11 protein-coding genes and 1 pseudogene are annotated in these 14,256 nt (G+C 69.3%); 8 read left to right on the top strand and 4 right to left on the bottom strand.

All coding sequences use genetic code 11. The features are described from left to right. The 3 genes and pseudogenes from EG885_RS16625 to EG885_RS16615 all read left to right on the top strand — a co-directional run. Nucleotides 1-245: pseudogene (locus EG885_RS16625) on the top strand (hypothetical protein); the annotation flags it as partial. Between the two features lie 5 nt (nucleotides 246-250). Continuing rightward, nucleotides 251-535, top strand: coding sequence for an I78 family peptidase inhibitor (locus tag EG885_RS16620; RefSeq protein WP_131576684.1), 285 nt, complete (start codon nucleotides 251-253; stop codon nucleotides 533-535). Nucleotides 536-584: 49 nt separating this feature from the next. Further along, nucleotides 585-917 carry a DUF2794 domain-containing protein gene (locus tag EG885_RS16615; RefSeq protein ID WP_131576698.1) on the top strand — a complete coding sequence of 111 codons (333 nt, stop codon included), beginning with the start codon at nucleotides 585-587 and terminating at the stop codon, nucleotides 915-917. 19 nt (nucleotides 918-936) lie between these two features. On the opposite strand, the gene hrpB is transcribed toward EG885_RS16615, so the two are convergent. Beyond that, nucleotides 937-3,402 (bottom strand): ATP-dependent helicase HrpB, encoded by a 2,466-nt coding sequence (gene hrpB / locus EG885_RS16610; protein ID WP_131576680.1) that lies wholly within the window; start codon nucleotides 3,400-3,402, stop codon nucleotides 937-939. A 127-nt stretch (nucleotides 3,403-3,529) separates the two neighbouring features. Between hrpB and EG885_RS16605 the strand changes: the two genes are divergently transcribed. Together EG885_RS16605 and EG885_RS16600 are read left to right on the top strand one after the other, a co-directional pair. After that, complete coding sequence (locus tag EG885_RS16605; RefSeq protein WP_131576676.1) at nucleotides 3,530-4,900, top strand: YcjX family GTP-binding protein; 1,371 nt, start codon at nucleotides 3,530-3,532, stop codon at nucleotides 4,898-4,900. A gap of 65 nt (nucleotides 4,901-4,965) precedes the next feature. After that, nucleotides 4,966-5,994, top strand: coding sequence for a YcjF family protein (locus tag EG885_RS16600; RefSeq protein WP_131576696.1), 1,029 nt, complete (start codon nucleotides 4,966-4,968; stop codon nucleotides 5,992-5,994). A gap of 9 nt (nucleotides 5,995-6,003) precedes the next feature. On the opposite strand, the gene EG885_RS16595 is transcribed toward EG885_RS16600, so the two are convergent. Both EG885_RS16595 and EG885_RS16590 read right to left on the bottom strand, forming a co-directional pair. Then, nucleotides 6,004-6,471 (bottom strand): GNAT family N-acetyltransferase, encoded by a 468-nt coding sequence (locus EG885_RS16595; protein ID WP_242679708.1) that lies wholly within the window; start codon nucleotides 6,469-6,471, stop codon nucleotides 6,004-6,006. Nucleotides 6,472-6,496: 25 nt separating this feature from the next. Then, nucleotides 6,497-7,957 carry an MORN repeat-containing protein gene (locus EG885_RS16590; protein WP_131576669.1) on the bottom strand — a complete coding sequence of 487 codons (1,461 nt, stop codon included), beginning with the start codon at nucleotides 7,955-7,957 and terminating at the stop codon, nucleotides 6,497-6,499. A gap of 121 nt (nucleotides 7,958-8,078) precedes the next feature. Here EG885_RS16590 and EG885_RS16585 point away from each other — a divergent pair, with 121 nt between their 5' ends. Beyond that, complete coding sequence (locus EG885_RS16585) at nucleotides 8,079-9,740, top strand: NAD+ synthase (protein WP_131576666.1); 1,662 nt, start codon at nucleotides 8,079-8,081, stop codon at nucleotides 9,738-9,740. A gap of 293 nt (nucleotides 9,741-10,033) precedes the next feature. Here the strand turns inward: EG885_RS16585 and EG885_RS16580 are convergent, their stop codons facing one another. Then, entirely contained in the window at nucleotides 10,034-11,695 is a 1,662-nt protein-coding gene (locus EG885_RS16580; protein ID WP_242679707.1) for an MFS transporter, read from the bottom strand. A gap of 498 nt (nucleotides 11,696-12,193) precedes the next feature. Between EG885_RS16580 and EG885_RS16575 the strand changes: the two genes are divergently transcribed. Both EG885_RS16575 and EG885_RS16570 read left to right on the top strand, forming a co-directional pair. Continuing rightward, nucleotides 12,194-13,153 (top strand): L,D-transpeptidase, encoded by a 960-nt coding sequence (locus EG885_RS16575; RefSeq protein WP_131576662.1) that lies wholly within the window; start codon nucleotides 12,194-12,196, stop codon nucleotides 13,151-13,153. A 127-nt stretch (nucleotides 13,154-13,280) separates the two neighbouring features. Continuing rightward, complete coding sequence (locus tag EG885_RS16570) at nucleotides 13,281-14,228, top strand: hypothetical protein (RefSeq protein ID WP_131576660.1); 948 nt, start codon at nucleotides 13,281-13,283, stop codon at nucleotides 14,226-14,228. Nucleotides 14,229-14,256 lie beyond the last annotated feature (28 nt).

Genomic DNA, 14,256 nt, shown 5'->3' with positions numbered 1-14,256 from the left:
CCCCGATGGCCCCGGCCCCGGTCAGCGGCATCGCCGGTCTGACCGAACGCCAGCCCGACCTGTGCAAGGCCAGCGAACAGGCCAGCCGGGTCGGCCAGCCCGGCAGCGTGATCCCGACCCTCGGCCTGACCCGCACCTATCGCATCGTCGAGTTTCGCGGGATCGAGCCTCAGGACTATGACCCCAACCGGCTTGTCTTCCGTCTGGATGCGGCCGGCATCATCACCAAGATCGATTGCGGATAACCCCCATGCGCCAGATTGCCCTGACCCTGATCCTCTCCGCCACGTTTCTGGCCGCTTGCGAGCCCGTGACGCCCGTCCCCCCCCCGGTTCAGCCGGCGCCCGATCTGTGCGGCGCCGCGGGCTATCAGGGGCTGATCGGCCAGCCGCGCGATGCGCTGGCCTCGATGAACTTCCCGCTGAACACCCGCGTGATCGGCCCCGACGACATGGTGACCGCCGATTTCCGTGCCGATCGATTGAACATCGAATACGGGCGCGGCGGTCGGATCGATACGGTCAGCTGCTACTGACACCTTTGCCGTTGCCCCGGACGCGGCCCGGTGTCACCATCATGTCATGATGAATGCCGGACCGCCGTTCCAGCCCGACCCCGACCGCGTGGTCTTTGACCGCAAGGAGTTGGGGCTGATCCTGACCACCTATGGCCGCTTTGTCGCCGCGGGGGAATGGCGCGATTATGCCATGTCCTTCCTGCGCGACGCGGCGGTCTTCAGCGTCTTTCGCCGCGCCGCCGAACATCCCCTCTACCGGATCGAGAAACGTCCCCGCCTGCGCGCGGCCCAAGGGGCCTATGCGGTGATCGGCATGGACGGGCGGGTGCTGAAACGCGGCCATGATCTGGCACAGGTGCTGCGGGTGCTGGACAGCAAGCTGATCCGACCGGTCGACTAGGGCCCCCGCTGCCAGACTCTCAGGTACCGCGCGGCTTGGCCCGCAGGGTCGGATCGGCGGCGGTCGGATCCTCGGGCCAGGGATGGCGGGGATAGCGGCCGCGCATGTCCTTCCTGACATCGCCATAGCTGCTCGCCCAGAACCCCGGCAGGTCCATCGTCACCTGAACCGGCTTGCCGCCCGGCGAGAGCAGCGTGATCCGCAAGGGCCTGCCCCCGACGGATGGATGGCGCGTCACGCCGAACAGCTCCTGCAGGCGCAATTCGATCGAGGGTTCCTCGCCGCCATAGTCGATCGGCACACGGCGCCCCAGAGGCGTTGTGAAATGCCCCGGCGTCTCGCGGTCCAGCCGCTGCTGGCCTTCCCACCCGATCCGCGCCTTCAGCGGCTCGACCAGATCCAGCGACCGCAGATCGGCCAGCGCCCGCACCCGCCCCAGCCAGGGCAGCAGCCAGTCGCCGTCCTCCAGCAGATCGGCATCGCCCACCGGCCCCAGATCGGGCAACAGCGCGATCCGCGCCCGCAGACGCGCGGCAGCGGCGCTCCAGGACAGACCGTCCAGCCGCAACCCCTCCAGCGCGGCGCGGGCCAGGGCCTCGGGCGGCGCATCCGGCCAGACCCGGTCGGACAGGACCAGCGCGCCCAACTGCTCCTGCAACCGCGCCCGCACCCGACCCTCGCGGCGCGACCAGTCGCAGATGCGGACCGGCGCGATCGCCGCCGCGTGCAGGGCGCGCAATTCAGCCTCGTCGATCCGCGCGGCCAGCCGGATACGCGCCTCGCGCTGATCCCCGTCCAGATCCAGCGCCACGATCAGCCGCTGCCCGGCCAGCGCATCGGACCGCTCCATCACCGCCCCCTTGCCGCCCGACAGCACGAACCGCGCCTCCTCGCCGCTGCGACGCAGCCCGATCCGGTCCGGATAGGCCAGCGAAGCCATGCCCCCGACCGAGATCGCCCCTTCATCTTGGCGCCAATATCCCGCGACGCCGGGGGGGGCAGCGCCCCCCCCGGCGTCGCGGGACGCAACCATCCGGCGCAACCGCACCGCCTCGGCCCGAATGCGGGCGGCGCGCTGCCGGTTCACTTCAAAGGGATGGCGCCCGCCGGGATCGCGGATCGCCCGCAGCCGCGCTTCCAGATCGGTGCCCGCGCCGCGCAGGGGATCGCGGTCCGACAGCAGCGCCGCCAGCTCTGCCGCCTCGCGTCCCGCAGCGATCAGCATATGCGCCAGACGCGGATGCAGCGGCAGCCGGGCCAGCGCGCGCCCGTGATCCGTGATCCGGCCCGCCCCGTCCAGCGCGCCCAGATCCCGCAACAAGGCCCGCGCCTCGGTCAGCGCGGCCTCGGGCGGGGGGGTCAGAAAAGCCAGATCGCCCGGCCCCGCACCCCAGACCGCCAGTTCCAGCGCCAGCCCGGTCAGATCGGCGACCATGATTTCGGGCGGGGCAAAAGCGGGCAGCGCGCCCTCCTCGGCCCGCGCCCACATGCGATAGCAAAGCCCCGGCGCCACCCGGCCCGCGCGACCGCGCCGCTGTTCGGCCTCGGCGCGGCTGACCCGTTCGGTCACCAGCCGCGACATGCCGCTGCCCGCATCGAACCGCGCCCGCCGCGCCCGGCCCGCATCGACCACCACCCGCACGCCGGGCAGGGTCAGCGAGGTTTCGGCAATCGCCGTCGCCAGAACGATCCGCCGCACCGCGCCCGGGGGTGCCAGCGCCGCGCGCTGCGCCGCCGAATCCAGCGCCCCATACAGGGGCACCAGCTCGCATCCCGTGCCGCCAAGCGCCGCCATCACGCGGCGGATCTCGCCCTCGCCGGGCAGAAAGGCCAGGATCGAGCCGCCGGTGTCGCGCGTCTCGGCCTCGGCATGGGCGATCAGGCGCGCGGCCTCGTCGGTCAGGCGCGCGCCGGCGGGCAGGGGGCGGTCCAGCCAGCGGGTCTCGACCGGAAAGGCGCGGCCCTCCGAGACAATCACCGGGGCATCGTCCAGCAAGGCCGCGACCGGCCCGGCCTCCAGCGTGGCGGACATGACAAGAACCGCCAGATCCTCGCGGAGCGCGCCCCGCGCCTCCCAGACCAGCGCAAGGCCCAGATCGGCATTCAGGCTGCGTTCGTGAAATTCGTCGAAGATGACGCAGCCGACGCCCGCCAGCGACGGATCGCCTTGGATCATCCGGGTCAGGATGCCCTCGGTCACCACCTCGATGCGCGATCCGGGGACGGATGTCCCCCGGATGCGATAGCCGACGCGCCCGCCGACCTCTTCGCCCAGGGCCCAGGCCAGCCGTTCGGCGGCGGCGCGGGCGGCCAGACGGCGCGGTTCCAGCATCAGGATGCGGCCCGCCACCCGGTCCAGCAGCGCCAGCGGCACCCGCGTCGTCTTGCCCGCACCGGGGGGGGCCACCAGCACCGCGCGGCCATGGCGGGCCAGCGCCGCGCACAGCTGGGGCAGAACCTCGTCGATGGGCAAAGCGTCGGTCATGAGGCCCTGATACCGTCGCCGCCCCGCCTTTCACAATCGCCAATGCCGCCGATGGCATTCGCAGGGTCGCGGACCTATGTTGCGCCAGCCGCGTTAGATGACGCGACGGGATGATCAGGGGCCAGGCATGGGCATCGGCAGTGACGTGATGATGGGACTGGGCCTTGCGGACCCGGTGGTGCGCATCGGCGTGACCGGGCTGTCGCGGGCGGGCAAGACGGTCTTTATCACCTCGCTGGTGGCCAATCTGCTGGAACGCGGGCGGATGCAATCGCTGCGCGCCGCCGCCGACGGACGGCTCAAGGCCGTGTGGCTGCAGCCGCAGCCCGACGATACGATTCCGCGCTTTGATTTCGAACGGCATCTGGCGGCGCTGACCGGTCCCGATCCGCATTGGCCCGACGGCACCCGCCATGTCAGCCAGTTGCGCCTGTCGATGCGGCTGGAGGGGGGGGGCCTCTTCGGCGGCCTTCGCGGCGCGCGCAACCTGCATGTGGATATCGTCGATTACCCGGGCGAATGGCTGCTGGATCTGCGCCTGATGGAGCGGGACTTTGCCCAATGGTCGGCCGAGGTTCTGGGCCGCATGCCCGGCCGCCCCGGCGCCGATCGGTTCCACGCGGCGCTTGGTGCCCTGTCGCCCGAGGATCCGTTGTCCGAACCGCAGGCCCACCAGCTCGCCGACATTTATACCGCCCATCTGAACGCCGCGCGCGAGGCGGGCTGGTCCGATTGCACGCCGGGCCGTTTCCTGATCCCCGGAGAGCTGGCCGGATCGCCCGCGCTCACCTTTGCGCCCCTGCCCACCGATCTGCAGGCCGGCAAGCTGGGCCGCGAATTCCGCCGCCGCTTCGATGCCTACAAATCCCGCGTCATCCGGCCGTTTTTCCGCGACCATTTCGCCCGGATCGACCGGCAGGTCGTGCTGGTCGATGTGCTGGGCGCGATCCACCAAGGCCCGCAGGCGGTCGAGGATATGCGCCGCGCGATGGCCGATGTGCTGACCGCCTTTCGCCCCGGTCGGGCGGGGTGGCTGGCGCAGATCCTGGGCACAAGGCGGGTGGAACGCATCCTGTTTGCCGCGACCAAGGCGGACCATCTGCACCACACCCAACACAACCGCCTGACCGCGATCCTGTCGGCCATGCTGCGCGAGGCCCGCGACCGCGCCGATTTTCAGGGCGCCCGGACCGAGGCGATGGCCATCGCCGCCCTGCGCGCCACGACCGAGGATATGATCACCCATGGCGACGAGGAACTGCCCGCCGTGCGGGGTCGCTTGCTGGACGGGCGGCAGGCCGCGTTCTATGCGGGCGATCTGCCCTCGGACCCGGCAATGCTGCTGCATCCGGCGCGGCAGGGGGCCGAGGGCTGGTTGGACAGCGATTACGCGATCATGAACTTTGCCCCTGCGCCCCTGACGACGCGCCCCGGCGACGGCCCGCCGCATATCCGGCTGGACCGCGCCGCCGAATTCCTGATCGGAGACCGCCTGTGACCTCGCCCGCCGATCTGCCGCCCTCTGGTTCGAACCCGCCGCGCCGCCCGCGCGGCCCGGTGCTGATGGAACTGGACCCCGCGCCCCGGTCCGCGGACAACCGCGCGCCCCGGTCGGAAACCGTGCTGGACGATCTGCCCAACCCCGCCGATGCGCCCACGATCGACGCCAGCGACGCCCCCCTGCCCCAGCCCCGCACGATGGAGATGGTGACCCGGCTGGTCGGTCACCGCCCCTCGCGGCTGACGCGGCTGTTCATCAATGCGGGGGCGGCGCTGTTCGCCTTTCTGCTGTCTGTCATGGCGCTGGATTTCATCAACGGCCTGCTGAACCGCTATCCTTTGCTGGGATGGGTGGCGGTGGCGCTGTTCGCGCTGTTCACGCTGGCCGCGCTTGGCATGGCGGTGCGCGAATGGCGGGCCTGGCGGCGCTTTGCCAGGATCGACGCGCTGCAGCGGCAGGCGGGCGCGGCCTTGGCCGAGGGCAGTCTGGATCAGGCCAAAGCCGTGACCGACGGTCTGGTCGCCCTCTATGCCCGCCGCCCCGACATGGAATGGCAGCGCCAGCGGCTGGCCGAACGGCGGGCCGAGACCTTCGACGCCCATGCCCTGCTAACCCTGGCCGAGGCCGAGCTGCTGGCCGGTCTGGACCAGCAGGCGCGCCGGGAAATCGAGGCCGCCGCCCGCACCGTCGCCGCCACCACCGCACTGGTGCCGCTGGCCCTGGCCGATGTCGCGGCGGCGCTGGCCGCCAATCTGCGGATGATCCGCCGCATGGCCGAAATCTATGGCGGGCGCGCGGGGGCGGTGGGTGGCTGGCGGCTGGCGCGCACGGTCATCACCCATCTGATCGCCACGGGCGCGGTGGCGGCGGGCGACGATCTGATCCAGACGGTCGCGGGCGGTGGCATTCTGGCCAAGCTGTCGCGCCGCTTTGGCGAGGGGCTGGTCAACGGCGCCCTGACCGCCCGCGTCGGCATCGCCGCGATGGAGGTCTGCCGCCCCCTGCCCTTCCTGTCCCAGCCCCGCCCCAAGGTCGGCAATCTGGTGACGCGCGGATTGCGCGGGCTGTTCGGGACGGATGACAAGGGCTGACCGGCCCGGTCAGTCCAGAAGCAGCTTGTAGCCGATGTGAGAGGCTTGAAAGCCCAGCCCCTCATAGAACCGATGCGCATCCGCACGCGATCTGTCGGTGGTCAGTTGCACCAGCGCACATCCCCGCGCCCGGCATTCGGCAATCGCCCAGTCAAAGGCCGCACGCCCGATGCCCGCGCCGCGCAGGTCGCGGGCGACCCGCACCGCCTCGATCTGGCCGCGCAACGCGCCACCGCGTGACAGGCCGGGGATGAAGGTCAGTTGCAATGTGCCTGCGACACGGCCCGCCTGCTCGATCACGCAAAGAAACTGGTTGGGATCGGCATCGATCTGCGCCAGCGCCGCCAGATAGGGCGCCAGCCCATCGGCGGGTGACGCCTCGCGCGCGGCGCCCAGCCTGTCATCGGCCAGCAGCGCAAGGATGGCGGGCAGGTCCGCCGCCCGCGCCTTTCGGAACTGCAGGTCCGGATCCGTCACCGGACGCCCGTCCACAGGCCCCGGCTCACGGTGCCTCCAGCGGCATGTCGGGGGCGGCGGCGTCATCGCCCGGTGCCGGGCTGTCGGTGGCTCCGGCGTCCGCCTCGACCAGACGGTTGTCCTGCCATTCGCCCGCCGCAACCTGCCCGGTGGCATAGCGCATCACGCCCTGCCCCTGCCGCTTGCCAGCCGCGAACGTCCCCTCGTAGCGGTCGCCATTGGCATAGGTGGCCACCCCGGTTCCGTCGATCTCTCCGGCCTTCCAGCCGCCTTCATAAATGAACCCGTCCGGCGTGGTCAGCCGGCCCGTCCCCTCGCGCAGACCACTTACGAAGCTGCCGGTATAGACGGTGCCATCGGGATAGGTCGCCTGCCCCTCGCCATGTCTTTGCCCGTCGCGCCATGCGCCGGAATAGACATAGCCGTCGGGATAGGACATCCGCCCCTGGCCGTTGTTCCGCGCATTGCGGAAACTGCCCTCGTAGACCATGCCATTGGCATAGGCGGCGCGGCCATCGCCCTCGATCACGCCCTCGGACCATTGCCCGTCATAGGTCGACCCATCGGCATAGGTGATCTTGCCGGTCCCGTCGGGGCGGTCGGCGCGCATCTGGCCCAGGTAGACCGAACCGTCCGGATAGGTGATCTGCCCCCGCCCCTCCATCCGACCTTCCGACCATTCGCCGACATAGACATAGCCGTCCGCGCCGGTGAAGGTGCCCTGACCGTGGCGGCGGTCATCGGCGAAATCGCCGTCATAGACATCGCCATTGGCATAGGTGGCGACGCCCTTGCCCTGACGGCGCCCTGCTTCCAGCTGACCCTCATAGCGGTCGCCGGTGGACTGGACCAGCACGCCCGTGCCCGACATCTGGCCCGCCGCCCAGACCCCGTCATAGGTCAGCCCGTCGGCCATCACCAGCTTGCCGCGCCCGGCCCGCTGACCCGCCAGCATGCCGCCTTCATAAGTTGCACTGTCGGGATAGGTGATGCGGCCCTGCCCCTCTTTCACCCCGGCATTCCAGTCGCCCTCATAGCGATAGCCGTTGGCCTGAGTCAGCACGCCCTTGCCCTGATGCAGGCCCCGCGCGAACTGCCCCTCATAGACCGAGCCATTGGCATAGCGCGCGATGCCAGTGCCGGAAATCTCGCCGCCGACCCAGTCGCCCTCATAGGTGCCGCCATCGGCATAGGTGATCTTGCCGCGACCCTCGGGCTTGCCGCGCGAAAAGCGCCCCTCATAGACCGAGCCGTTGGGAAACTCGGCCCGGCCCTGACCCATGATCTGGCCCTCGACCCAATCGCCCTCATAGCGATAGCCGTTGGGCAGCACATAGCTGCCCTGACCGTGCTGCAGGCCGTTGCGGAACGTGCCCTCGTAAATGCCGCCATCGTCATACTGACGGGTCACGACCTGCGCCATGACAGGCCCCGCCAGCGTCCCCGCCAGAACCAAGGCCATGGCCGTCCCGATTGCCGCTTTCATCGCCTGTGCCCTTTTCGTGCTTTGCCCAAGGTTTACCCCAGCCCGCGCCCGCACGCAAAGGCCGACTTTTCCTTGGGCGCCCGGTGCGCTATCGACAGGGCAACCGACCGGAGTGACCATCATGACCGACCGATTTCGCCTGACCATCGGCCAGCTGAACGCCACCGTGGGCGATCTGCCCGGCAATGCGGCCATCGCGCGGGACGCCTGGCATCAGGCGCAGGCTGCGGGCGCCGACATGCTGGCCTTGCCCGAGATGTTCATCACCGGGTACCAGACCCAGGATCTGGTGCTGAAACCCGCCTTTACCCAGCAGGCGATGGCCGAGGTGATGGCGCTTGGCCAGTCGCTGACCGGCGGCCCCGCGCTTGGCATCGGCGGGCCGTGGCGGGCCGAGGATGGCAAGCTGTACAACGCCTACTGGATCTTTCGCGACGGCGCGCTGGTCGCCCGCCTGCTGAAGCATCACCTGCCGCATGAAGGACTGTTCGACGAGATGCGGCTGTTCGACAGCGGCCCGATCAGCGGCCCCTATCCGGTGGGTCCGGCGCGCATCGGCAGCCCGATCTGCGAGGACAGCTGGTATCCCGACGTGGCCGAGACGCTGGCCGAAACCGGCGCCGAGATCCTGATCGTGCCCAATGGCAGCCCCTATCACCGCGACAAGCTGGACCTGCGCATGGGGCATATGGTCGGCCGCGTGATCGAGACAGGCCTGCCGCTGGTCTATGTGAACATGGTCGGCGGGCAGGACGATCAGCTCTATGACGGCGCCAGCTTCGTGCTGAACCCCGGCGGCAAAAAGGTCGTCCAGCTGCCCGCCTTTCAGGAGGGGGTGGTCCATGTCGACTTCACTTGTGGCCCCGATGGCTGGCAGGCCGAACCCGGCCCGATGGCGCCCCAGCCCGATGCCTGGGAACAGGATTATTTCGCGATGATGCTGGGCCTGCGCGATTACCTGCGCAAGTCGGGCTTTTCCAAGGTCGTGCTGGGCATGTCGGGTGGCATCGATTCGGCGCTGGTCGCGGCCATCGCCTGCGATGCGATCGGCCCCGACAATGTGCGCTGCGTGATGCTTCCGTCGGAATACACCTCGCAGACCAGTCTGGACGACGCCGCGGATTGCGCGACCCGGCTTGGCGCACGGCTGGACACGGTCCAGATCGAGGGCGCCCGCGACGCGGTGGGTGGCGCCCTGGCGCATCTGATGGAGGGCACCCGCCCCGACATCACCGAGGAAAACATCCAATCCCGCCTGCGCGGCGTGATGCTGATGGCGATCTCGAACAAATTCGCCGAGATGCTGCTGACGACCGGCAACAAATCCGAGGTCGCGGTGGGCTATGCCACGATCTATGGCGACATGGCGGGCGGCTATAACCCGATCAAGGATCTCTACAAGATGCGGGTGTTCCAGACCTGCCGCTGGCGCAACGATCATCACCGCGACTGGATGCTGGGCCGCCCCGGAGAGGTCATTCCCCCCCGCATCATCGCCAAACCCCCCTCGGCCGAGCTGCGCCCCGACCAGAAGGACGAGGATTCGCTGCCCCCCTACGAGGTGCTGGACGCGATTCTGGAAGGGCTGGTCGAACAGGATCTGTCTCTGGCCGATCTGGTCGCCCAAGGCTTTGACGCCGATACGGTGCGGCAGGTCGAAAAGCTGCTTTATGCCAGCGAATGGAAACGCTATCAGGCCGCGCCCGGCCCGCGCATCTCGCCCCGCGCCTTCTGGCTGGACCGCCGCTATCCGCTGGTCAATCTCTGGCGGGACAGGCTGTAGCCGCCGCAAAAGGGGGGCGCTGCCCCCCGTCCTGCGGACTCCCCCCGGGATATTTGCAGACCAATGCAGGAGGAAGGGGCCAAGAACACCCTGCCTGCCGGGGATCTCTCCAGCGTCAGACAGGGTGCCTGCTTCGGTCACAGTCATCGGCGTCCCCGCCTGTACCGTGCCATGGTGATAACAGGCGAAGATTAAGAAAGATCTAACCCCTGCATTGGTCCGGAAATATCCTCGGGGGTCCGGGGGCAGACGGCCCCCGGCCTTGCCCATCGCAGAGGGGCGCGTGGGTGGCGTCAGGGGATCTCGATCTTGCCCATCAACGGCACATCGTCCTGCGGGCCGACCGAGTGGCGTTCGATCATCCGGTGGACCAGCGGGTCGGCATCGCCCTTGTGCAGGGCGCGCAGGGACACGGCAACCTCGGCATCGGTGACGGTGCGGCGCAGGTTGTGGCGGACATATTCGTCCCAGGTGGCGATGTGATAGCTTTCGCTCCATTGGTCGGGATGTTCCAGATCGCGCAGCAATGCCCAGTTGCGCGCCCCGTCGCGGCGGCGGATGTTGCGGCGCAGGCGCATCAGGCGCAGGAATTCTGCCACGTCATCCTGATCGATGCGGTAATCGACCATGATCATGATCGGCCCCGACCGGCCCCGCAGATCCAGCCGCAGCGCCGGTTCGCGGAAACGGTTCGCCGGGTCCAGATCCACCGCGCCGAATTCCGGCGCGCGCAGCCAGATGCCGATCCCCGCGCCGGCCAGCAGCACCAGCCCCGCCAGTGTCAGCGCCGTGTCCAGCCCCTGCGCGCCCGCGACCGTCCCCCAGATCCACGCCCCCGTCGCCATGCCGCCAAAGGTTGCCGTCTGATACAGCGCCAGCGCGCGGGCCACGACCCATCGCGGCGTCGACAGCTGCACCGTCACGTTGAACAGCGACAGCGCCAGCACCCAGGCAGCGCCGGCAGGCAGCATGGCCAGCGCATGCAGCCAGACCTGTTCCGTCTGGCCCAGCATCAGCGCGGCAACCGCAAAGCCCGCGAATGCCATACGCACGACATGTTCGTTGTCCCACCGCGCCCGGATGCGCGGGTTCAGCAGCGCCCCCGCGATCGCGCCGATCCCATAGCAGCCCAAAAGCCCCCCAAACAGCAGCGAGCCGCCCTCGGGGTGGCTTTTGGCGACCAGCGGCAGCAGCGCCAGCACGGCGATGGCGGCAAAGCCGAACAGCGCGCCGCGCAGCATCACCCGCATCAGATTGGGCGACAGCGCGACATAGCGCAGCCCCGCCCCCATCGCGGCCATGAACGGCTCGGGCGTGGTGACGCGGGGCGCCAGCTTGGGGCGCCAGCGGCTCATCGCGCCCAGCAGCGGCAGATAGCTAAACGCATTGACCGCAAAGGCCGCCGAGGCGCCAAGCGTCGCCACGATGAACCCGCCCGCCGCAGGCCCGACGCTGCGCATCAGGTTGAAGCCAACCGAGTTCAGACTGACCGCCGCAGGCAGATCCTGGCGGGCCACCAGATCGCCCATGCTGGCCTGCCAGGGCGGGTTATAGACGGCCTGCCCCGCCCCCAGCAGAAAGGTGAACCCCAACAAAAGCCACGGCGTCAGCCCGCCCATCCAGGCGACCACCGCCAGCGCCACAGACACCAGCGTCATGAACACCAGCGCCGCCATCAGCAGCGACCGGCGGTTGAAGATATCGGCCAGCGCCCCCGAGGCGATGGCCAGCAGCATCACCGGCAGCGTGTTCGAGGCCTGCACCAGCGCGATCAGCGTCGCGCTGTCGGTCAGCTGGGTCATCAGCCAGGCCGCCCCCACCGCCTGGACCAGCCCGCCGAAATTCGACACCAGCGTCGCCCCCCAAAGCAGCCGGAAATCGCGATAGCCAAACGGCGCCAGCGCGCCCGATCGGGGGCTGGGCTCGGCTGCAGGATCGTCGGTCGGTCGGGTCACGCTTGGCCTCTTGCAGGGCGCGGCCCTTGGGACGGGCCGGGTTCAGGGGCCGGTCGGTGCGGATGCGACCGTTCCGGGCGGGTCGGCGCCAGCCTAGGCCGGTCGCCCGCCCGCTGCAATCCGCCCCACCCCATCCCGGCGCGGCGCGCCCTGCGCCCAGATTTGGGGCACAGATTCGGCACGTGGGAATTGCGGTGCCTTTCTGCGGGCAGGCGGCGCAGACAAATGGCCGGGCGATGCAACCGATCCACACGCCAAGGTGTTCGACACAAGCAGAAAGTTGATGGACCTGAGGCCCCCCGGCCACATAGTTGGGGGGGTTGTGTGGCGGAAATCCCCACATCGGGTCGGGCGGGGTTGACGTGACGGACCCCCCGGCCACATGGACATATATGCGAATCGCGCTGGCCCGTTGGGTTCAGGCGCTGACGAACCAGTGATGCTGCCTCGGGCCTGTCTCTGCCGACGGGTCTGACGATGAACAAGGAACATGCAACGATGCGCCTCGCTTCCCTTTTCACGGCGATGGCTCTGGGGCTTGCGGCCTGCACGCCGACGCCCGAGACCGCGACGCCCGCCTCTAACCAGCCGGTCCAGATCCCCGAAATGTATCAGGCCCGCGTCGATACCGGCCCCAAGGGTGAACCGATCAATATTCCCGCCGTCCGCGCGGCCTATCTGAACGATCGCAACACCCGTCAGATGGTGCCCTATAACGGCCCCGAATCGGCTGGTGCCATTGTCGTCGATCCCTATGCGCGCGTTCTTTACCATGTGCAGCCGGGCGGTCAGGCGATGCGCTATGGCGTGGCCGTGGGCCGGGCCGGGCTGACCTTCGAAGGCCGCGCCACGATCGCGCGCAAGGCGGCATGGCCCAGCTGGCGCCCGACCGACAACATGCTGCGGTCCGAACCGCAGCTTTACGGCCAGTTCGCCGGCGGCCTGCCGGGCGGCACGCAGAACCCCTTGGGGTCGCGGGCGCTTTATCTGTATCAAGGCAGCGTCGACACCTATTACCGCATCCACGGGACGCTGGACCCCTCGTCCATCGGCAAGGCGACCTCGGCGGGCTGCATCCGGATGTTCAATCAGGACGTGATGGATCTGTTCGAACAGATCCCGACCGGCACCGAGGTCACCGTCCGCTCGCAGGCCGAAAGCGTGCGTCTGGAAGGCCCGATGACCGAAACGCCCGAAGGCTATGTCGTGCCCGCCCCGACGGTCGCCCCGGTTGCCGATCCCGCCGCGATGGCGATGGCCGATCCGATGGCGGCGCCGATGACCTCGGTTCAGACCACCACCCTGCCCGCCACGCAGCCGGTCATGGACCCCTATGCGTCGATGTCTGCGGTTCCGGCGGCAAGCCCGGTGCAACCGGCCCTGGTCAGCGATCCTTTCGCCACCGCCGCGGCGCCGTCCTTCGTGTCGCCGGTGGAAAGCGCCGTTCCCGCCCGCTGAGGGCAGGCACCGGCCCGATCCATGCACACTGGCCCCGGTTCAGACCGGGGCCTTTCCAATTGCAAAACCTGAACATCCTCGGCAATGTCATGCCGGAACAGATCCCCCGTCTGGCGAAGGTCGCGCAATGCCCAATCACCCGCCGCAGGAACAGGATGTGCTGAGCGCCGCCCAGCAAGCCCTTACCCTGCAAAGCCGTCAGCCCGCTTTGGGCACGCTGGACGATGCCGCGCTGCTGGCCTTGATCGCAGCGTTGGAACAGGCCTGCGCCACGGCTGCGGCCACCGGCGATCCTGCTGCGGAAAAGCTGCTGCGACAGGCGCTGCGACGTGCGCATGCGGATCGTCGCAGCCGGGGGCTGGCCAAGCCCCCCGCCGCCCCTGCCGACACCATCCCTGCCGACGCCCCGCCGGCAAAGCCCGCCGCGATCCGGCCCGGCATCGCGATTCTGACCAAGCCCGCGACCCCCGCCGTCAAGCACAAGGGCGCGACCATCGCGCGCAAGCCCGCCGGTCGCAAACCGGCCGAGGCAAGGAAGACCGACCTGCGCACCGATCCCCACCGGATGCCCAAGCGCCGCGGCAAACCGACCGCGGCGTCCGAGGCCGCATCTCAGGCTGCGGCCCTTGCCTCCCCCTCCGCCCCCGCGTCAAGGACATCCGTCATGAGTGAAACGACCGCAGACAAGCCCGCCAAGGTCGCCGGCCCGAAAAAGACCCGCGACCCCAAGGCCGCACCCGCAGACAACGAGGCCGCCAAGGAAGCTGCCCGGCTGGAACGCCGCGCCGCCAAGGCGGAAACCAAAGCCGCCGAGAAAGCGGCCGCCAAAGCCGCCAAGCTGGCCACCAAAGAGGCTGAAAAGGCCGAACGCAAGGCCGCCCGCAAGGCGCTGAAACAATCCGAAAGAGCGGCCGAGAAAGCGGCGGCCAAGGCCCAGGGCAAACCGGGTTCCGCAGGCAAGTCCGGCGGCGGCAAGGCCAAGGGCAAACAGGACGGCGGCAAACAGGGCGGCGACAAAGCCAAGGCCGACAAGCCCAAAGGCGCCAAGGCCAAGGCGGATCCGCAAACGCCGTGACACGTTCCCTGCACAGAACGCGGCGGGT

Origin of the sequence: Paracoccus nototheniae (genome assembly GCF_004335005.1) — a bacterium.
GTDB classification, from domain to species: domain Bacteria; phylum Pseudomonadota; class Alphaproteobacteria; order Rhodobacterales; family Rhodobacteraceae; genus Paracoccus; species Paracoccus nototheniae.
Note: the sequence above shows the minus strand (reverse complement) of the source record. Positions and strands in the feature narration are given on the sequence as shown.

What these genes read in the sequence shown, in the direction of transcription:
- EG885_RS16620 (WP_131576684.1), top strand. Translation starts at nt 251, where the DNA reads ATGCGCCAGATTGCCCTGACCCTGATCCTCTCCGCCACGTTTCTGGCC.
- EG885_RS16615 (WP_131576698.1), top strand. Translation starts at nt 585, where the DNA reads ATGAATGCCGGACCGCCGTTCCAGCCCGACCCCGACCGCGTGGTCTTT.
- hrpB (WP_131576680.1), bottom strand. Translation starts at nt 3,402, where the DNA reads ATGACCGACGCTTTGCCCATCGACGAGGTTCTGCCCCAGCTGTGCGCG.
- EG885_RS16605 (WP_131576676.1), top strand. Translation starts at nt 3,530, where the DNA reads ATGGGCATCGGCAGTGACGTGATGATGGGACTGGGCCTTGCGGACCCG.
- EG885_RS16600 (WP_131576696.1), top strand. Translation starts at nt 4,966, where the DNA reads ATGGAACTGGACCCCGCGCCCCGGTCCGCGGACAACCGCGCGCCCCGG.
- EG885_RS16590 (WP_131576669.1), bottom strand. Translation starts at nt 7,957, where the DNA reads ATGAAAGCGGCAATCGGGACGGCCATGGCCTTGGTTCTGGCGGGGACG.
- EG885_RS16585 (WP_131576666.1), top strand. Translation starts at nt 8,079, where the DNA reads ATGACCGACCGATTTCGCCTGACCATCGGCCAGCTGAACGCCACCGTG.
- EG885_RS16575 (WP_131576662.1), top strand. Translation starts at nt 12,194, where the DNA reads ATGCGCCTCGCTTCCCTTTTCACGGCGATGGCTCTGGGGCTTGCGGCC.
- EG885_RS16570 (WP_131576660.1), top strand. Translation starts at nt 13,281, where the DNA reads ATGCCCAATCACCCGCCGCAGGAACAGGATGTGCTGAGCGCCGCCCAG.